This window comes from Amycolatopsis sp. CA-211722 (genome assembly GCF_056828465.1).
In genome coordinates this window covers 7,091,565-7,113,007 of the sequence record NZ_CP184752.1, presented here as the reverse complement: position 1 = coordinate 7,113,007, position 21,443 = coordinate 7,091,565, and the positions used below count along the sequence as shown (strand labels likewise).

Below are 21,443 nucleotides of genomic sequence, written 5' to 3'. Positions count from 1 at the left end.
GATCCCCCGCTCGGCCGGTGTCTCCCCGGGAAAGGTCCCGGGGAGCGGTACGGCCGGCGAGGGCCGCCGGCGCCTTGGTCCTGGAATGGGCCGGTGCCGCGATGGCGAATTTACGAAACATTTCCGCGTTCGTTCGGTGAAGTCGACGTTGCCACTATCGCCGGACGCCGGTGTGAGCCGCGCCGTCATCGCTTCGATTTCCACCACGCCGGGTTTTCGGCGTACCACGCAATCGTCGACGCCAGACCGTCGTCGAATGAAGTCTTCGGGGCATACCCGATGCCACGCAGCTTGGTGTCGTCGAGTGAGTAGCGGCGGTCGTGCCCCTTGCGGTCGGTCACTCGCTCTATCGCGGATTCGTCCGCGCCCACCGCCTTCAGGATCCGTTCCGTGAGTTCGATGTTGCTCAACTCGGCGGTGCCCGCGACGTGGTACACCTCACCGGGTTCGCCGCGTTCCGCCACCAAACGGATCGCGCGGCAGTGGTCATCCACATGGATCCAGTCCCGGACGTTACCGCCGTCACCGTAAAGTGGAACTTTTCGGCCCATGAGCAGGTTCGTGACGAAGAGCGGGATCACCTTTTCCGGGTACTGGTACGGCCCGTAGTTGTTGCCGCATCGCGTGATCGAAACCGGCAGGCCGTGGGTGACGGCGTAGGCCGAGGCGATCAGGTCGCCGCCGGCCTTGGCCGCCGCGTACGGCGAGCGAGGCCGCAGCGGCGAGCTCTCGGTCCAGGATCCGGCATCGATCGTGCCGTACACCTCGTCGGTGGAGACCTGCACGACACGGGGCGTGCCCGCGTCGAGACAGGCCTGCATCAGGGTCTGGGTGCCCAGCACGTTGGTGCGCACGAACTCCGACGCGCCCTCGATGGACCGGTCCACGTGTGATTCCGCGGCGAAGTTGACCACGACGTCGTGGCCGGGGACGACCTCGCGGAGCAGGTCGGCGTCGCAGATGTCGCCTTCGACGAACTCGTGCGCGGTGTCCTGGATGTTGGCACGGTCACCCGCGTAGGTGAGCCGGTCGAGCACCGTGATCCGCGCGTCGTCGGCGGTACGGACGAAATGCGAGCCGATGAAGCCGGCACCGCCGGTGACGAGGATTTTCATCGCTTGTGGAACCTTTCGTTGGTGGTTCGGCGGGCTCAGCCCGTGTGGTCGTCGGACAGGATCGTGGTCACCGTGGCCGCGAGGGAGCCGACGTGCGGCGGGCGCAGGGCCCCGACGTGGTCACCGGTCGCCCGGTGCACCCGCAGGCCGCCGACGGCCAGCCGCCGCCAGCCGTCCAGGTAGTCCTCGAACGACCTGCCGAACGTCTCCCGGTAGCGGTCATGGGACAGGTCCTCGCAGACGATCAGATCGACTCGGCCCGCGTACTCGGTGAACCGGTGCTGGGTGCGGGCCTCCAGCAGATCGCTCCAGGAGCGCAGTCGCAGGCCCCATGCCTGGTTGAGGTCCTTGTCGCCGGTGATGTCGCCGAGCAGGTCGCCGAGCACCGCGTCGCCGTCTTCGACCAGTTCGCGGAGCACCGTCTCCAGTTCACTGTGCCGGGCGGGCCTCGAGCCGGGGTCCGCGTCGCCGAGCGAGTCGAACACCTTGCGAGCCCGGCGCAGCACATCGAGGTTGTCCAGGAGGCGGCCGTCGTGAGTGGAGACGACGTCGTCGAACGCGTCGAGCAGGACCAGCCGGTGCGGCCGCCCGCTTTCGTGAAGCCGGCGTGCCATCTCCCAGGCGATGCCGCTGGAGCCGCACCAGCCGAGGATGTTGAGCGGTCCTTCGACACCGGAGGCGTCGATCTCGGCCAGGTAGCGCGCGGCGATCTCGGCGGCCGTGCCCGGGACCTCGAGATCGCCGTGCAGCCCCGGCCATTCGAAGGCGCCCACCGGACGCCGTCCGGCGTACTCGTCCGCGAGTTCGCGGAACCAGTGCGCGCTGCCACCACCGGGGTGCAGGCAGAACAGCGGCGTGCCGGCGCCCTCGGTGTTCAGCCAGTACAGCGCGCGCGGGCCCCGCTCACCCCGATGGCCGACGGCTTCGGCGAGCCGCCGCACGGTCCGTTTCTCCAGGATGTCGGCGAAGGTGATCTCGATGCCGTTCTCGCGGCCGAGCCGGGCGACCAGCCGCAGCATCAGGAGCGAGTGCCCGCCGAGGGCGAAGAAGTCGTCGTCGCGGCCGACCGTGCCGAGCCCGAGCAGTTCGGCCCAGGTCGCGGCGATCGCCGCCTCGACCGGACCCTCCGGCGGTGCGGACGTCGTCGTGACCGCGGCGGGTTCGGCGTCGGACAACGTCAGCGCTGCCCGGTCCACCTTGCCGTTGGCCAGCCGGGGGAGCGACGTCGCCGGGACGAAGTACGTCGGCACCATGTACGCCGGTAGCGAGCGGACCGCGTGTTCGTGGATCTCCGCCACGGAGTCCGTGCCCTCGTGCAGGACGAGGTGCGCGGCCAGCCGAGGACCGGCCTCGCCGGCCACCGGCTGCACCACGACGGCGCGGACGTCCGGATGCGCCGCCAGCACGTGCTCGATCTCGCCGAGTTCGACGCGGAAGCCGCGTACCTTCAGCTGGTGGTCGCGGCGGCCGAGGATCTCCACCCCGCCGTCACGACCGCGACGAGCGAGGTCGCCGGTCGCGTACATCCTCGCGCCGGGCTGATCCCCGTACGGATCGGGCAGGAACACCCCGGCCGTGGTCGCCGGACGGCCGAGGTAGCCGCGCGCCAGACCTTCTCCGGCGATGTGGATCTCGCCGGCCACTCCTTCGGGTACCGGCCGCAGCCGGTCGTCGAGCAGATAGACGCGGGTGTTCACGGCGGCGTGCCAGCGCGGTGCCGCGTCGCCGTGGTGACGGGTGCCGAAGCAGTAGACCGTCGCCTCGGCGGGGCCGTACATGTCCCACAGCGTCGCGTCGTCCGCGGCCAGCCGCGCGGTGAGGTCCGCGCCCATCGACTCACCGCCGGACACCCGGCGGAAGCCGCGCGGCGCGGTCCAGCCGGATTCGGACAGCAACCGCCACGTCGTCGGCGAGGCCTGCATGAAGGTCGCGCCCGACGAGCGCAGCACCCTGGCCAGCGCCAGCGGGTCGCGGGCGGCGTCCTCACCGGCAAGGACCAGCTTGGCGCCGCTGGCCAGGGCGGCGAACACGTCCAGCTGCCAGACGTCCACGATCGCGGGCACGACGCTGACGACCACGTCGGAGGCTTCGAGCTCGATGTCGAGGCGCAGCGCGGCGACCCGTGCGGCCAGCGCGCCGTGCCGCACCATCACCCCCTTGGGGCGCCCGGTCGAGCCGGACGTGTGCACCACATAGGCGAGCGCGTCCGGATCCGGCCGGTGGCGCGGTCCGGCCCCGTCCACGGCGCCGCGAGCGGGTACCAGGGCTCGCGGTCCGTCCGCCGGCAGCCGCTTGGCGACGTCGTCGGTGGTCAGGACGATCCGGACCCCGGCGTCGCTCAGCACCGAGGTGACGCGCTCGACCGGGTGCCCCGGATCGGCGGGGACATAGGTCGCGCCGAGCCGCAGGATCCCGACGACGCTCGCCACGAGATCCGGGACGCGTGGCAAGGCCACGCCCACCAGGTCCCCTGGCCGTGCGCCCGCCGCGGCCAGCTGTGCGGCGATCACGTCGGCACGGGCGTCCAGCTCCCGGTAGGTGAGCCGTTCCGTGCCCGCTTCGACCGCGACCGCGTCCGGGCTCTCCAGGATCCGGTCGGCGACGAGCTCGGTCACGGACCGGTCATCCGTGGGCAGGCTGGGTCCGCGCCCCTCGGCGACGAGCCGGTCGCATTCGCCGTCCGGCAGCGGCGCCGTGGCGGCGCCGTCCGGGTCCGCGGCCATCGCCTCCAGCACGTTCCGGTACATCTCGGCCAGCATTTCGGTGTACCGACGCCCGATCCAGGCGGATTTCGCCACCAGGATCAGGTCGCCGGCTTCGGTCAGGGCGCACAGCGGGAATTCGTTGAGTGAGACGTCGGTGCTGCCGTCGGTGTCCACCGCCTCCCGGTCCAGCACGTGGAAGTTGAGGTAGTTGAAGGCGACGTCGAACAGCCGTCCGCCGCCGGCGAACCGGTGCCGCATCTCCGGCATCGGGTACCGGCGGTGCGGCCAGAGAGCGACCTCTTCGGCGAACACCGCGCTCACCAGTTCCCGCCAGCTGCCCGCGCCCGCGGCGGGCGAGACGAACGGGACCGTGTTGAGGAACATGCCGCGGACCAGGTCGCCGCCTTCGACCTCGGTGCGGCCGTTGCACACCAGGCCCGAGTAGACCGCCTCGCCGCCGGTCACCGTGTGCCAGACCGCGACATGCGCGGCGAGCAGGACGGCCTTGAGCGAGGCGCCGGACACGTCGGCGAGCTTGCGCAGCCCCGCTTCCAGGTCGCGGTACCGGATACGCAGGTGGTAGTCCTCGGGGCCGTCGGGGGCCGCCCACTCCCGCGGGATCAGCAGCGGGGTCGCCCGCGAGGTCCGGTCCGCCCAGAACTCGTGGTCGGCCGGATCGGCCAGGCTGCGCTGCTCCTGAGCGATGAAGTCGGCGAAGCGCACGGTGCGGGGGCTGCCCGCGGGGGCGGGCGAGCTGTCGCGGATCGCACGGTAGTGGGCGACCAGCTCGGAGATGATCGAGTTGTGGCTCCAGCCGTCCAAAATGGAATGGCACTCGGTCTCCGACAGCAGCCAGCGGTCGTCGCTGAGCTGGTGCGCGTGAAAGCGGATCAGCGGCGCTTCGGCCAGATCGAACAGCCGCTCCCGCTGACGGGCGCGGAATTCGTCCATGTATCGCCGTTGCTCGTCGGAGGAGAGGCCGCGGAGGTCCCAGTGGTCGAACTCGACCTGCGCGGTCTCGTGGACGAGCTGCATGGGTTCGGCGTAGTTCGAGAGATCGAACGAAGTGCGCAGGATCTCATGCTCGGCGATCACCTTTTCGACGGCCTTCGCGACGGCGGCCGGGTCGTAGGAGCCGTCTTCGCGGATCATGTACGTGGTGATGTTGTGGTAGTTGTTCCGCCCCGGATCGGCGTACATCTCGTAGACCATCCCGGCCTGCATCTGCGCCATCGGGTACGCGTCCGCTATCCCGGCCGGGATCTTCGCGCGGTCGTCGGCCGAGATCAGCGCGAACGGCGCGGTGCCGCTGAATTCGGTGCCATTCGGGTCGTCGGAGCCGGCGGCCGCGAGTTCGGCGACGGTCTGATGCCGGAACAGGTCCTGTACCGAGCACTCGAAGCCCGCGCTGCGGAGCCTGCCGACCAGCCGCACGGCGAGGATCGAGTCGCCGCCGTGGGCGAAGAACGGATCGTGCACGCCGACCCGGGGCAGGTCGAGGATCTCGGCGAACAGCCGGGCCAGTACCTCCTCGGTGGAAGTGCGGGGCGGGACGTAGGTCGTTTCCGCTTCCTGCAAGGACCGGTCCGGCGCGGGCAGGGCGCGCCGGTCGATCTTGCCGTTGACCGTGAGCGGCAGTTTGTCGAGGCTGATGAACAGCGACGGGACCATGTAGCCGGGTAGCCGGTCCGAGGCGTGCGCGCGCAGTTCCCCCGGTGTGATCACGGCGCCGGGGGACGGCACCACGTAGGCCACCAGCTGGCGGTCGCCCGGTGCGGATTCGTGCACCACGATCACCGCGGTATCCACCTCCGGGTGGTCGGCGAGGCAGGCCTGGACCTCGCCGAGTTCGATCCGGAACCCGCGGATCTTCACCTGGTCGTCGAACCGGCCGAGGAAGTTGATGTCCCCGTTGGCGAGCACCTGCGCCTTGTCTCCGGAGCGGTACAGCCGCGCGCCCGCCGGGCCGAACGGGTCCGGCACGTAGCGCTGCGCCGTGAGGCCGGGACGGCCGAGATAGCCGCGGGTCACGCCGGGGCCACCGACGTAGAGCTCGCCTGGGACACCGACGGGGACGGGGCGCATCCGCTCGTCCAGCACGTACATCGTCAGGTCGCGCATCGGCCGCCCGATGGGGCTGCGCGCGCCATCGAGATCCACTGTGGACAGTGCGCGGTAGGTGACGTGCACCGTCGTCTCGGTGATGCCGTACTTGTTCACCATCACCGGGCGGGTGTCGCCGAAGCGCTCCCACCAGGGGGCGAGCATGGCGACTTCGAGCATCTCGCCCGCGAAGATGATCAGCCTGAGGTCGAGGTCGTCCAGCTGCGAGTCGCCTTCACGGGTGAGTTCCACGAGATTGCGGAAGGCCGACGGGGTCTGGTTGAGCACCGTGACACCCTGATCGGCCAGCAGCTTCGCGAAGTCCCACGGCGACCGGGTGACCTCCTGTGGCACCACGACCAGCCTGCCGCCGTACATGTACGTGCCCCACAGCTCCCACACCGAGACATCGAAGGCGTAGGAGTGAAACAGCGGCCAGACGTCGTCCGGGCCGAAGCCGTACTCCTGTTCGTTCGCTGTCAGCAGGCGGACCACGTTCGCGTGGGTGACCTGGACGCCCTTGGGCCTGCCGGTCGATCCCGAGGTGTAGATGACGTAGGCGAGGTCGTCGGGCGTCGCCGAGACGACCGGGGCGCTCGCGGGCAGTTCCTCCAGACGCGCCTGTTCCTCGGGGGAGTCCAGCACGACGACGTCGTCCGCGGTGACGAGCCCGGTCAGCGCCTGCTCGGTCACCACCACGCGTGCGGCGGAGTCACGGACGACGAACTCGATCCGGTCGGCCGGATGCGCCGGGTCCAGCGGGAGGTAGGCCGCGCCCGCCTTGAGCGTGGCGAGGATGCCGACGATCTGGTTCACCCCGCGCGGCAGGCACAACGCGACGAGGTCCTCGCGACCCGCGCCGAGCGCCCGGAGCCGGTGGGCGAGCCGGTTGGCCCTGACGTCCAGTTCGGCGTAGCCGAGGTGCGTCTCGCCCGAGGTCAGCGCGATCGCGTCGGGCCGCGCCCGGACGTGCTCGGCGAACCACTCGTGCAGGCAGGGACCGTCGGGCGCGGTGCCGGCGGCCGGTGGCAGCGACCGCGCGGTCTCCTGCTCGCTCAGCAACGGCAGATCGGCGACCCTGGTGTCCGGCCTGGTCACCGCGGCTTCCAGCAGCCGGACGAAGTGCCCGGCCATCCGGCGCACGGTCGAGGCGTCGAAGAGCGAGTGCGGGAAAGTCGCTTCACCCGCGACAGAGCCGTCTTCACGCTCTTCCAGCGTCCAGGTCAGGTCGAATTTGGCCTGGCTCGACGCGATCGGCATCAGTTCGCCGGTGAGCGCGCCGGCCTCGAACCGGAACGGCTCGTTGTTCTGCAGGATGAAGTTCACGCCCACCAACGGATGGGTGGAGAGATCCCGTTCGTCCACCAGCGCGTCGACTATCCGCTCGAAGGGCACGTCCTGATGGGCGTACGCGTCGATCGCGGTCGTACGAGCCCGGCCGACCAATTCGGTGAACGTCGGGTCGTCCGCCAGATCGGCGCGCAGCACCAAGGTGTTGACGAACAGCCCGACGAGATTCTGGACGTCCGGGTGATTGCGACCGGCGATCGGGGTGCTGACGCCGAAATCGGTCATGCCGGTGTAGCGGTGCAACAGCGACCAGAACGCCGCCAGGTAGACCATGAACGGGGTGCCCTGGTTCGCCGCGGCCAGCTCGCCCGCCTTGGCGCCGACGGCGGCCGGGATCTCGAAGCTCACCGTTTCGCCCGAGGGCTCCCAGACCGGCGGGCGGGGACGGTCGGTGGACAGTTCGAGGACGGGGAGGCCGTCGAGCTGCTCACGCCAGTAGCCGAGCTCGCGTTCCAACCGGGGATCGTCGGCGTGCTTCCGTTGCCAAGCGGCGAAATCCCCGTATCGCAGCTCGGGCTCCGGCAGTGACCTGCCCAGGCAGAGGTCGGCGAGGTCCCGGGCGAGGAGACTGCCCGACCAGCCGTCCGCCGCGATGTGGTGCGCCACGATGGCCAGCACGTGGTCCTGGGGCGCGAGCCGGAACAACCGTGCCCGCACGACGGGGCCTTCGGCGAGATCGAACGGCCGCACCGACTCCGCCGCCACCAGAGCGTCCACTGTGGACTCGTCCGCCGGGACGACGGCGAATTCGACGGCCGGGTCTTCGAGTACGACCTGCACCGGCTCGCCCTCGGCGTCCACCGCGTACCTGGTGCGCAGGATGGCGTGCCTGCGCACCAGTTCCGTCAGCGCGTTCTCCATGGTGGCGGCGGAAAGCTCGCCGCGCAGCCGGAAGACCATCGGCAGCAGGTACTCGGTGCCACCCGGGCGGAGCTGGTCCAGTACCCACATCCGGCGCTGCGCGAACGAAAGCGGAAGCGGCTCGTCCCGCGGCGCGACCGGGATCCCCCGGCCCGCCGTCTCTCCGGATCCGGACTGACGGCGCAACCGGTCACGCAGAAGCTGGGCGCCGCGGGTCTTCTTGCGCTCGGGCATGTCAGTGCTCATGGTCACTTTCCTCCGGTAGGGGAGACTCCTCGGGCGCTGCCTCCGCTTCGGCGAGTTCCTCTAGTGCGGTGGCCTGCGCCGCGACGGTCGTGGCTTCGAACAGCGTCCGGAGCGGGATTTCGAGGCCGAACCGGCGTTGCAGGCGGGTCATCAGCCGGGTGGCGAGCAGCGAATGCCCGCCGAGGTCGAAGAACGTGCCGAGCACGCTCACCCGGGGGAGACCGAGGACCTCGGCCCATTCCTGGGCGATCGCCTCCTCGATCTCGTCGCGCGGGGCCACGAACTCGTCCTCGCCGAACTCGTCCGGGCCGGGCACCGGCAACGCCTTGCGGTTGATCTTCTGGCTGGTGAACTTCGGCAGGGCGGGCAGCGTCACGAAGGTCGCCGGCACCATGTGCTCGGGCAGCCTCTCGCGCAGGTGATCGCGAAGCGCCGCGATCGACGGCGCCGCGCCCAGCGGTACGACGTAGCCCACCAGCCTGCGTTCCCCGGTTTGCAGCCGATGCACGGCGGCGGCCGCCTCGTGCACTTCGGGATGCCTGGTCAGCGCCGCCTCGATCTCACCGAGTTCGACGCGGAAGCCCCGGATCTTGACCTGGTTGTCCACCCGGCCGAGGAACTCGATCAGGCCGTCCTTCCGGTACCGGGCCCGGTCGCCGCTCCGGTAGAGCCGCGCGCCCGGTTCGTCGCCGAACGGATCGGGCACGAACCGGCTCGCCGTGAGCGACGCACGATGCCGGTAGCCGCGGCCGAGCCGGTCACCGCCGAAGTAGACCTCGCCGGTGACCCCGACCGGGACGGGGTTCATCGCCTCGTCGAGGACGTACACGCGGGTGTGCGGGATCGGACGGCCGATCGGCAGCGCGGTCTCGCCGGGACCGTCCGAGACCTCCGCGGCCGTTGCCCGGTAGGTCGTCCCGAAGATCGTGGTCTCGGTGTGCCCGTAGAGACAGACGAATTCCGCGGCCGCGCCGATCGCGAGCCACCGGCGCGCGTCGTCGCGGGTCACCACGTCCCCGGCGACGATCATCAGCCGCAGGGAGGCCAGCCGCGGATCGTGCGGCTGGAGTGTCCCGACGACTTCGCGGTAGTACGCCGGGGCGATCGCCACCTGGGTGACGCCGTACTCCGCGATCCGGTCGGCGAACGCGGCGGGCGCGGTGATCCCCGGTTCGCTGACCACGACGGTCCCGCCGACCAGCAGTGGCGCGATCATCTGCTCCACCGACGGGTCGAACGTCAAGGGGGCGAAGAACAGCACACGGTCGGCGGGGCCGGTGCCGAACACCTCGGACGCCACCCGGCAGTGGTGCGCGAACGCGCCGTGACCGACCATCGCGGCCTTCGGGCTTCCGGTGGAGCCGGAGGTGTAGATCATGTACGCCAGGCGATCCGGATCCTCCGGGGGAAGATCCATCGGGGGGACGTCCGCGACGATGTCGACCGCCACCACCGGCGCGTCCAGTTCGCGGACCCGGTCGAGGAACCGGCGCTCGGTGACGATGGCCGCGGGGGAGAGGTCGTCCAGCATGAGGTTCAGCCGTTCGGCTGGCTGGTCGGGATCCAGCGGCACGTAGATCCCGCCCGCCTGCAGCACCGCCAGCAGCGCGACGATCGCCGACGGGGAACGCTCCATCAGCACCGCCACCGGTGCCTCCGGGTACACCCCCGCCATCAGCAGCCGCTGGCTCAGCGCCCTGGCCCGGCCGGAGAGTTCGGTATAGGTCAGGTTCCCGGCGTCACTGACGACGGCGATCGCGTGCGGCGTGCGGGCCGTTTGCTCGGCGAACGCCGACGGTACGCACTCCTGGTCCAGCGTGGTGGTGCCCGGAGTCCTGCTCCACTCGTGGAGCAGCACCCTTCGTTCGGCCCGGCCCACCATCGTCTGGCCGCTCAGCCGCAGCGCGGGCCGGACGGCCATCGACCCGGCCAGTTCGGCGAAATGCCCGGCGAACCGCTGGATCATCTCCCGCGAGAACAACGCTTCGGCGTACTCGAACTCCATCTCGTAGCCGCCGTCGCCGTCCGCGGTGAGCAGCAGCGTGAGATCGAACTTCGCCGCGTTGTAGCCCGATGGCGGGCGTTCGGTGACGAGCCCGTCCAGCCGCGGTGTCGCCAACGGTGTCTCCCGCAGGCCGAAACTGACGTCCACCAGCGGAGAACGGCCGTGTTCCCGCTGCGGGGCGAGTTCCTCGACCACGCGGTCGAAAGGCAGGTGGGCGTGTTCGACGCTGTCGAGAACCACGTCTCGTACCCGGGCGAACAGGGTGGCGGGCGACGGATCGTCGGAGAGGTCGACGCGCACGATCACGGTGTTCAGCAAGGGGCCGACCAGATCCCTGAGCTCCGGCCTGGCCCGATCGGCGATGACCGTCCCGACGGCGAGATCCTCTCCGCCGGTGTAGCGGCGCAGGGTGGCGAGGAAGACGGCGAACAGCGTCATGAACGGTGTGGCGTCCTGCTCTCGGCCCTGCGCGGTCAGCGGACCCGCCACGGAAGCGGGCAGCGTGACCCGCACCGCGGACGCCGCGAAGTCCCGGCCGCGGTCGCGGGGCCGATCGGCGGGCAATTCGAGCGGTTCGAGTCCGGAGAGCTCTTCCCGCCAATGAGCGAGCTCCCGCTCGATGACGTCTTCGGTGAGGTAAGCACGTTGCCAGCGGGCGTAGTCGGCGTACTGCAGGGCGGGTGGCTCCAGCCCGGCCGCGGTGCCGCCACGGGCCTCGCGATAAAGCAGCGAGAGCTCCTTGATCAGGATCTCCTCGGACCAGCCATCGCCGGCGATATGGTGTGTCACCAGGACGAAGACGTGGTCCTGTTCATCCAGCCGGATCAGATGCGGCGCGAACGGCGCCCGGTCGGTGAGCGTGAACGGCTCGGTGACCAGCGTTCGCACGAACCGGGCGAGGCCCGCTTCCTCGTCCAGTTTCATCACCGGCACGTGGACCGGCCCGTTCGGCTCGACCACCTGCTCAGGGGTACCGTCCTCGCCTGCCGGGTACCGCGTACGCAGGATTTCGTGCCGCTCGCGCAGGGCGGCCAGCGCCGTCTCGAGCGCGTCGACGTCGAGTTCGCCGCGCAACCGCAGGACGAGGCTCATCTGGTAGCGGGCCGCTTCGGGGTCGAGGCGTTCCAGCAGCCACAGACGAAGCTGTGTCGACGACAGGGGGGCCGGGCCGTCCTGTTCGGACCGGACGATCGCCGGACCGGCGGGAGCGAGCCGGTCCGAACGGGACGAGTGCGAGATCTTGGCGGCCAGCCTGGCCGGGGTGCGCGCGTCGAAGACGTCCCGGACCGCGATCTCCGCCCCGACCGCGCGGATCCGGCTCGCGAGCCGGATCGCGAGCAGCGAATGCCCGCCCAGCGCGAAGAAGTCGTCGTCGACGCCGACATCGGGCAGGTCCAGCAGTTCGGCCATCGCCGCGGCCACGAGTTGCTCTTCGGGTTTGCGCGGCGTCGCCGCGGCGGTGGTCCGCACCGAACGCGACGGCTCGGGCAGCGCCGCCCGGTCGACCTTGCCGCTGGTGGTCAGCGGCAGCCTGTCCAGCGTCACGAACACGCTCGGCAGATACGGTTCGGGTAGCCGGGCGAGCAGGTACGCGCGCAGGCTCTCGTGATCGGGCGCGGTTCCGCGTGGTACCAGATACGCGGCCAGTTCCCGGGATCCCTCGGGTCCGACGCGGGGGACGACGACGACCGCGGCGACCTTCTCGTGACCGCCGATCGCGTGCTCGACCTCCCCGAGTTCGATACGGACACCCCGCACCTTGACCTGGTGGTCGTCCCGGCCGAGGAATTCCAGCGGGCCGTCCGCCCGGCGCCGTGCCCGGTCACCGGTGCGGTAGGCACGCGCCCCTGGCGGGCCGTAGGGATCCGGAACGAACCGCTCCGCGGTGAGGCGGGGATCGCCGAGGTAGCCCCGGGCCAGCCCTTCGCCGCCGAGATACAGCTCTCCCGGCACGCCGGCCGGATTCAGTTCCCCGCCGGCGGACCGGACGGTCGCCCGCATCCCGGCGACGGGTTCGCCGATCGGGACGGTCGTGGCGTCGTCGTCGCCCGCGGTCCAGGTGGTCGCGTTGATCGAGCATTCGGTCGGGCCGTAGAGGTTGACGACGTCGGCCCGCGGCAGCGCGGAACGCAGCGCGGCGACGAGTTCCCGCCCCAGCGGTTCCCCGCCGGAGAACACCCGCCGCAGCGAGGTGCAGCGGCGTAGCCCGGGTTCCTCGGCCAGCAACCGGAAGAGCGAGGGGACCCCCTGGATCGTGGTGATCCCGCGCTCGGCCAGTTCGGCGACGAGTACGGCGGGATCCCGTTCGGCGCCCGGCGCCGCGAGCACCAGCGTGCCGCCCGAGACCAGCGGTACGAAGAACTCCCACACCGAGGCGTCGAAGCTGACGGAAGTCTTCTGCAGCACCCGGTCTTCCGGGCCGAAGCGGTACTGCTCGATCATCGCCAGCACCACGTTCGCGAGTCCTCGGTGAGGGATGGCGACGCCCTTCGGCCGTCCGGTCGAGCCTGACGTGTAGAGCACGTAGGCGACCGCTTCCGGGTCGGTCACCGACGGCGCGACGTCCGCGGGGAGACCGGCGATCTCCGGAGGCGACGGCGGCACGATGGTGACCTCGGTGCTCCGCAGCCGGTCGTCGTCGGCCACCACGACCTGGACGCTCGCGTCGTCGACGAGCCTCTTCAGCCGCTCCGCGGGATGCGCCGGATCGAGCGGCAGGTAGGCGGCGCCGGCACGCAGCACACCGAGCAGGGCCACCACGAGGTCCGCCCGCCGGGGCAGGCAGACACCGACCACGTGCCCGGGCCGTACGCCCACGGCCCGCAGATGGTGGGCGAACCGGTTCGCCGCGTCGTCCAGCTCCCGGTAGCTCAATCCGGCCGTGCCTTCGGAGACCGCGGCGGCGTCCGGTGTCTCCAGCGCCTGGCGCGCGATCAGCTCACCGACGCCCCCGCCGAAGGGCCGGACGCCCGCGTCGCCGGTCAGCGCGCGGATTTCGGCGGCCTCCACCAGCGGCAATCCTTCGACGGCGGTGTCCGGGCTTCCGACCGCCTCGCGCAGAAGCTTCACGTAGTGCGCTGCCAGCCGTTCGACGGTGTCCGGGTCGAAGAGCGCCGTCGCGTACTCCAGTTCCCCGTCGAGCGCGCCGTCCGCGGTCCTGGTCAGCTCCAAGGTCAGGTCGAACTTCGCGGTGCGCGACGGCACGGGCACCGTTTCGACGCGCACGCCCGGGAGATCGAACCGGCCGGTGGTGTCCTCACGGTAGGCGAAGAGCACCTGGAACAACGGGTTCCGGGACAGATCGCGCTCCGGCGCCAGCTCCTCGACCAGCCTGTCGAAGGGGAGTTCCGCGTGTGCGTACGCCTCGATGGCGGTGTCCTGCACCTGCTTGACCAGTTCGGTGAACGTCGTCCGGCCGGTGAGGTCCGCACGCAGCACCACGGTGTTCGAGAAGAACCCGATCAGCTCTTCCAACGCGGCTTCGTCGCGGCCGGAGACCGGCACCCCGACGGCGAGGTCGGTGCGGCCGGAATACCGTGCGAGCAAAGCGAAAAAAGCGCTGAGGAAGACGGTGAACGGAGTGCCGCCGGTGGTACGTGCCAGCTCTTCCACGGCGCCTGCCTGCTCCGCCGGGACCCGGAACCGGTGCACCGCCCCGCGCGGATCGCGCACGGCCGCGCGCGGGCGGTCGGCCGGGAGTTCGGTGGGTTCCAGGCCGTCCAGCCGGGCCCGCCAGTAGTCCACCAGTTCGCGCAGCAGCGGTCCGGTGAGCCGCTCCCGTTGCCAGACCGCGAAATCCGCGTACTGCACCGGGGGAGGCGGGGTGTCGGAACCCAGGTACGCCGCCCGGAGCTCCGCGCCCAGGTTGTCCATCGACCACGCGTCGATCGCGATATGGTGCAGGACGAGGACGAGAGTGTGTTCGTCGGTGCCGGTGCGGACCAGCCGTACGCGGAGCACCGGACCGGTGGCCAGGTCGATCGGGACACCGAGTTCCGCGGCGACGACGTCGTGCGGATCACCGTCCTGGGGCGTCAAGATGATCCGCTCCGGCGCCGGGTCCACCACCTGGACCGGCGCGGAGCCGGGCGCGGCCACATAGCGGGTGCGCAGCACCTCGTGCCGGGCGATCACCCGGTCGAACGCCGCGGCGAGTTCGCGCGGCCGTATCGGGCCGTGTAGCCGCAGCACGGTCGCGACCAGATACTCGACCCCGCCAGGGGACATCTGCTCCAGCGACCAGAGACGCTGCTGGGCGAAGGACAGCGGGAGCGCGCCGGTACGCGGTACCGGCCGGATCGCCGGACCCGTGACGAGGCGTTCCTCTTCTGCCGCGCTCTTCGGCTCATGGAAGCCGAACCGATCGTTGACCAGCGCGAGGGACCGCTCGCCCGCGAGCCGGGCGAGGGCACCGACGGTCTGCGCGGCGAAGACGTCCCGTACGGACATCGGGACGCCGAACCGTTCCCGCAGGCGCACCGCCATCCGGGTGGCGAGCAGCGACTGTCCGCCCAGGTCGAAGAACCTGGCGTCCCGGGAGACCCGCTCGACGTCGAGCAGTTCGCCCCAGACGTCGGCGATCTCCCGCTCCGCCGGGGTCCTCGGCTCGGCACCACCTTGGCCGCCGCCGGTGTCCGGACGGAGTCGCGGCAGCGCCAGCCTGTCCACTTTTCCGTTACCCAGCAAGGGAAGTTCGGGCAAGGTGCCCCACAGCGTCGGCACCATGTGCGCCGGAAGACGTTCGGCGAGGTGGGTCCGGAGCTCGGCGACGGTCGCGTGCTCTCCGGGATCGGCGACCAGATGAGCGGCCAGCCGCGGGTTGCCCGGATCCGTGCGGTCGACGACCACCGCCGCGGCACGGATGGCGGAGTGCGCGGTGAGCGCGCTCTCCACCTCGCCCGGCTCGACCCGGAATCCGCGGATCTTCACCTGACTGTCGCGCCTGCCGACGAAGACGAGCACGCCCTCGCGCGTCCGGCGGGCGAGGTCACCCGTCCGGTACATGCGGGCACCCGGTTCGGCGGAGAACGGATCGGGCACGAACCGGTCGGCGGTGAGTCCGGGCTCACCGAGGTAGCCCCGGCCGACGCCCCGGCCGCCGACATGGATCTCGCCGACCACGCCGAGCGGGACCTCGCGCAGCGCGTCGTCGAGCAGGTACGCGGTGGTGCCGGGGAGCGGGCCACCGATCGGCACGGGACCGGGCTCCAGATCACCGGCCTCGGCGCTGAACGCGCAGCAGGCCACCGAGATCTCACTGGGGCCGTAGCTGTTGACCACGCGGGTCTTCGGCGCGTGCTCGGCCCAGCGGGACAGCTGCTCGCCGCGCAGCTCCTCGCCCGCGACCACCAACGAGCGGGTGGCGCGGAACGCGGAGGCCGGTAGGGTCCCGGCGAGCAGGTTCAGGTGCGTCGGCGTGAGCTTGACGAGCCCATACGGACCGTTCCGGCGGGTCATCGCCTCGGCGAGTGCGTCGGCCCCGGCCTCGGTACCGTCCACCATGTCGACCGTGGCGCCCGCGGCGAGCACCGGGTAGAGCGCGGTCAGAGCGAGATCGTAGGCGAGAGAGGTGTGCAGCGGTGAGCCACCCGCGGGACGTAGTTCGCCTACTGCCCAACGCGTGTAGTTGGCCAGGCCGCCGTGGGTGACCATCGCCGCCTTCGGGCGTCCGGTCGAGCCTGAGGTGTACACGGCGTAGGCGAGGTCGTCCGCGGAGATCCCGGCCTCGGGCGCGGTACCCGGCAGGTTCTCGATCCGGACGCGTTCGGCCGCGTCGTCGGGCGTCAGCACGGTGACACCGGCGGGCGGCTCCGGGAGCGTGCCCGCCGGGGCGATGACGATCGCGTCGGCGATGTCCTTCAGCGCGATGTCCAGCCGTTCCAGCGGATGGGTGAAGTCCAGCGGGATGTAGGCGGCGCCGGATTTCAGTACCGCGAGCAGCGCGACGACGAGGCCGGTGTCGTGCGGCAGCCGGACGAGCACGAACCGGCCAGGGCCCGCGCCGAGTTCGCGGAGCCGGTGCGCGAGCCGGTTGGCCGCGCGGTCCAGCGCGCGGAAGGTGGTTTCGGTGCCGCCCGAGCGGACCGCGACACCGTTCGTGTCCCGAGCCCGGGCGGCGATCATCTCCGGCACGGTGCGGGTCTCCGGCGCGGCCGGGCCCTGCGCGAAGTCGCGGTGCGCGTCGCCGTCGTCGAACGTGATCCGTTCGACCGGGACTTCCGGATTCCGCGCCACTTCGGTCAGCAGACGGACGAAATGCCCGGCGAACCGCCGGGCGGTGTCCTCTTCGAACAACGCGGTCGCGTAGTCGATCCGGCCGTCCAGACCGCCGTCGTGCCGTTCGGTCACGTGACAGCCGATGTCGAACTTCGCCCCGGCCGGACCGGGCAGGTCGAAGCCGACGTCGTCGGCGGCCGGGTGCATGGTGAACAACGTGCCGAAGAGCGGATTCCTGGACAGGTCGCGATCCGGCGCCACGTCCTCGACGACGAGGTCGAACGGGACGTCCGAGTGCGGGTACGCGGTGATCGCGCTGTCCCGGACGGCGGCGAGCAGCTCGGTGAAGGAGGCCTGTTCCGGGAAGCGGGCGCGGAGCACGATCGTGTTCACGAACAGGCCGGCGACGTCCTCGATCTCCGGCTGGCCCCGGCCGGACACCGGGATGCCGACGGCGAGATCGGTGTTCCCGGTGTAGCGCCGCAGGAGCCCGAAGAAGCCGGAGATCAGCGTGATGAACGGGGTCGCCTCGTGCGCGCGCCCGATCCGGCGGAGCTCGTTCACGACATCCGCGCCGACGGTGAACCTGACCGCGGCACCGTCGGTGTCGCGGACCACGCCGCGCGGGTGGTCGGTGGGCAGTTCGGTGGCTTCCAGCCCGGCGAGGCGGTGACGCCAGTAGGCGAGTTCCTCCTCGAGGAAGTCGCCCGTCATGCGTTCCCGTTGCCACACCGCGTAATCGGTATACCGAACCGGCGGCTCCGGCAGCGCCTCGCCACGATAGGCCGCGGTGAGCTCCTTGGCCAGCACCGTGTTCGTGTGATCGTCGGTGGCGATGTGGTGCAGGACGAACAGGACCACGTGGTCGTCGTCGGCGAGGCGCGTCAGCCGCACCCGCACCGGGGGAGCGGCCGCGAGGTCGAACGGTTCGGCGAGTTCCTCGGCGAGGATGTCGCCGGGGGCGGCGTGTTCCAGCACCAGGGTCTGCCGTCGCGGCGGCTCGATCACCTGGACCGGGACGCCGTCCGCATCGGCCGGGTAGGCGGTGCGGAGGATCTCGTGCCGCTCGAACAACCGGGTCAGTGCCTCGTCGAGCCGCGCCGGGTCCAGCGGGCCGGTCAGCCGGACCGCGAGCGGCTCGAGATAGGTCGTCGCGGTGGGGTCGAGCTGCTGGATGAACCACATCCGTTGTTGCGCGTAGGAAAGGGGAGCGGCACCGGACCGCGCGACCGGGCGCACGGGCGGCAGCGAACTGGCGGCGGTGGTGAGCCGGGCGGTCAGGCCCGCGACCGTGCGCGTCTCGAACAGCGCGGAGATCGACAGATTGACACCGAATTCGCCGCGCAGCCGGTTGATCGCCTGGATCGCGAGCAGGGAATGCCCGCCGAGTGCGAAGAAGTCGTCGTCGGCGCCCAGAATCCGACGGCCCAGCACCTCGCCCAGCACCCTCGCCACCACATGCTCGGCGAGGGTGATCGGCGCCCGCCCGGTCCGCGGCGCGGGTTCGGGGGCGGAGGGAGCGGGCAGCGCCTTCCGGTCGATCTTCCCGTTGGGCGTCGTCGGGAACTCCCGCACCACGACGAACTGGGCGGGCACCATGTACGGCGGCAGAGAACGCAGGCACAACGCGCGTAGGGCCGCGTCGTCCGGTTGGGCGTTTCCCGCCATCAAGAGGTAGGCGACCAGCTGCTCGCCGACAGGGTGCACCACGGCTGTCGCTACGTCGGGGCTCGCCGTCAGCACCGTCTCGATCTCACCCGGCTCGACCCGGAAACCCCGGATCTTCACCTGGTCGTCGGTCCGGCCGAGGATCTCCACGACCCCGTTCGCGCGACGGCGCGCGACGTCGCCGGTGCGATACAGGCGCGCACCGTATCCGCGCTGGGGGTCGGGCACGAAACGCTCCGCGGTCAGCCTCGACCGGCCGAGGTAGCCCAGTGCCACCCCGTCGCCGCCGATGTAGAGCTCTCCGACGCCGTCGAGCGGCACCGGGGCCATGCCCTCGTCGAGAACGTAGAGCGTGGTGTTGGCGACGGCGGCGAAGGCATGTGGGACACCGTCGGAGAGCTCGGTCACCGACGACCACACCGTGGTCTCGGTCGGGCCGTAGAGGTCCCACAGCCGCAGTCCGGCCGCGCAAAGCCGCTCCGCGAGTTCCGGGGGCATCCGCTCGCCGCCGCAGAGCGCGGTGAACCCCGCCGGCGGGCGCCATCCCGAATCCAGCAGCAGCCGCCAGGTGACCGGCGTCGCCTGGAGCACCCGGGCCTCACGGCTTTCGAGGACGGACGCGAGCAGTTCCGGGTCCCGCGCGGCTTCCTTGCCGGCGACCAGCACCCGGCCGCCGACGATGAGCGGCAGGAACAACTCCAGCGCGGCGATGTCGAAGGACACCGTGGTCACCGCGGGCAGGACGGCACCGGGTTCCAGCCCCGGCCGTTCCCGCATGGACCACAGGAAGTTGGTGAGGGCGCGATGCGGGATCAGGACGCCCTTCGGCAACCCGGTGGAGCCGGAGGTGTAGATCGCGTACGCGGGATCGCCGGGCGTGGCGAACCTGGGCGCCATCCCGGTCGGGAAGTCCATATCGGACAGGTGCTCGATCTCGACGACCGTCGCGCCGGTGGCCGGAAGTCCTTTCCGGACGGTGCGGGAGGTGACCAGGAAACGGGACCCGGAATCGTTGATCACGTAACCGAGCCGCTCGGCCGGATGCTCGGGGTCGAGCGGAACATAGGCGGCGCCCGCCCGATGCACCCCGAGCAGCGTCGCGACGAGGTCGGTGCCGCGGGGCAGCGCCACCGCGACCAGTTCGCCCGGCACCACACCGAGTTCACGCAGCCGGCCGGCCACCGCGTCGGCGCGGGCGAGCAGCTCCGTGTAGGTGAGCTCGACGTCCTCGTGTTCGACGGCGATCGCGTCCGGGCTGCGGCGGGCCTGCAGGTCGACGAGTTCGGCCATCGTGCCGGCGGGCGGCCGGGTCGCGGTGTCGTGCGGCGCGGGCAGGACCTCGTCCCGCTCGGCGTCGCTGAGCAGGACGAGGCCGCCGAGCGGGGCGTCCGGACGCGCGGCGGCGTCCGCGAGGACGGCGCCGAGGTGGTCCGCCAGCCGATGCGCGGCCGGGTCGCTGATCAGCGACGTCGCGTAGACCAGCTCGGCGGTCGTCGAACCGGCTTCGCGCCGCAACCGGAAGACGAGGTCGTAACGGGTCGCGGTGTCGGCGGTTCGGAGGGGCAGCGCGTCGAGCGCGCCGAAGTCGGCAGGCGCCTCGTCGACGACCTCGAGCACGACACCGAACCAGGGGTTCCGGGACAGATCGGCGCCGGGCGCCAGCTCCTCGGCCAGAGCGTCGGCGTCCGCGCCGCTCGCGCCCCGGTACTGGGCGGCGGCTTCGGCGACGGCGTCGCGAAAGGACAGAGCACGGGTGAAAGGCAGCGGCACGGGCACCGTGCGGCCGTCCTCGTGCACACCGACGACACCGTCCCAGCGCCCGCAGTGCCGCGCCAGCACCGTATGCGTCGCGGCGAGGGCAGCGGGAACCGAGAGCTCCCGGTCCGGCAACGGGACCGGCACAGAAGAGACCGCCGACCGCCAGGTGGCGGGGCGGCGGAGGTCGGCCGGGGTCTCGGCGGCCGGGGTCGAGCGCAGCCGCGCGATCCAGTCGGTCCCCGGTGGCGGCGGCACCGGGGCGGCCTTCGCGAGCCGCTCTGGTGTCCCCGCGTACCGTGCGCCGATCTCGGCGCACAACCCGGCCAGTCCGGTGCCGTCGGTCGCGGCCTGGTGCGCGACCAGGACGAGCACGTGATCGTCCGGGGCGAGCGCGACCAGCCCGGCCGCGAACGAGAAACGATCCCGCAGTGCCGTCGTCAGCTTCCTGGCCAGCTGCGCCGCGGCCTCGATACCCGCGGCCTCGACGTGCAGCCAGGGCAGGTCTTCGGCGGCCGTGGTGGTCAGGTCCGGTACGCCGGCCCTGCCGACGCACCGGACCTGGAGCCGGGGGTGCCGCCGCACGACGTCATGCACGGCTTCGACGAGCGCCCGCCGGTCGAGCAGCCCTCGAAGGCGCACACTCGTGGTGGTGGCGAAAGCCGTGGTGTCGCCCAGCTGCTCGAGAAACCACAGACGGCGCTGCAGTGGTGCGAGGGTGCCGTCCCCGGCGGGCTGCCTCGACTCCGTCGTCAACGTGCCTCGATCACGTCGTCGCCGGCCATGCGCCTGCGCAGGCTCAGCGGCCGCATGTCGGTCCATACCCGTTCGATGTGGTCCAGGCATTCCTCACGGGTTCCGGAGGTTCCCTCTTCGCGCCACCCCGCGGGCAGCTCGCGATCGGCGAACCAGATGGAATACTGCTCTTCGTCGTTCAGCACGACCAGATAGCTGTACCCAGACGACATGTCTCCCTCTCGGATGGCTCGACCGGACGGCTACGCCGCGGCGTGCGCGCACTCCGCCGGGTATTTTCGCGTAAAACGCGTTGTCCGGTGTCCGAAAATTCATCGAAACGTCAGCGAATTCAAGTCGATTCTTACGTGTTAGAATTTCCGCGACTCAATTCGCCGACCACTATTTGTTTGAGGGTAATAGTGGTGGCACTGCGTGGTCAATGCGGGCTACCGGTGGTTTGCCGACTGTCCCGCCAGCGGGACTCGCCCGCACTCTCAGGACGGTCACGTGGCGCGTGTCGCGGTCGCGAGTGGCAAGTCGCGATCCACCGTCATTCGCCACTCGCGACCACGCCGACCGGCCGGTTGACGTCCTGCTGTCCCGCCAGCGGGACTGATCGCCCCGAATCGACACCTCGGATTCCATGCTTGCTTTCTGTGACGTCGAGGACGATGGTTTAGG

Annotated in this window: 4 protein-coding genes; all 4 read right to left on the bottom strand. The window is 71.0% G+C overall.

Features of this window, described 5'->3' with window-relative positions; translation table 11 throughout:
- Positions 1–185: 185 nt before the first annotated feature.
- From rfbB to ACOCEP_RS33395, 4 genes are read right to left on the bottom strand one after another with little or no spacing between them, the layout of a single operon-like run.
- Positions 186–1,115, bottom strand: coding sequence for a dTDP-glucose 4,6-dehydratase (gene rfbB, locus ACOCEP_RS33410; protein WP_482333268.1), 930 nt, complete (start codon positions 1,113–1,115; stop codon positions 186–188).
- A gap of 35 nt (positions 1,116–1,150) precedes the next feature.
- Positions 1,151–8,380 (bottom strand): amino acid adenylation domain-containing protein, encoded by a 7,230-nt coding sequence (locus tag ACOCEP_RS33405; RefSeq protein WP_482333266.1) that lies wholly within the window; start codon positions 8,378–8,380, stop codon positions 1,151–1,153.
- On the bottom strand, positions 8,370–20,780 hold the full coding sequence (locus ACOCEP_RS33400) for an amino acid adenylation domain-containing protein (protein ID WP_482333265.1): 12,411 nt from the start codon (positions 20,778–20,780) through the stop codon (positions 8,370–8,372). Before ACOCEP_RS33400 ends, ACOCEP_RS33405 begins: the two co-directional genes overlap by 11 nt.
- On the bottom strand, positions 20,777–20,992 hold the full coding sequence (locus tag ACOCEP_RS33395; protein ID WP_482333264.1) for an MbtH family protein: 216 nt from the start codon (positions 20,990–20,992) through the stop codon (positions 20,777–20,779). The genes ACOCEP_RS33400 and ACOCEP_RS33395 overlap by 4 nt, the downstream gene beginning before the upstream one ends.
- Positions 20,993–21,443 lie beyond the last annotated feature (451 nt).

Excerpts from the sequence above, each read along its gene's own strand:
- ACOCEP_RS33405 (WP_482333266.1), bottom strand. The coding sequence starts at position 8,380 with ATGAGCACTGACATGCCCGAGCGCAAGAAGACCCGCGGCGCCCAGCTT.
- ACOCEP_RS33395 (WP_482333264.1), bottom strand. The coding sequence starts at position 20,992 with ATGTCGTCTGGGTACAGCTATCTGGTCGTGCTGAACGACGAAGAGCAG.
- rfbB (WP_482333268.1), bottom strand. The coding sequence starts at position 1,115 with ATGAAAATCCTCGTCACCGGCGGTGCCGGCTTCATCGGCTCGCATTTC.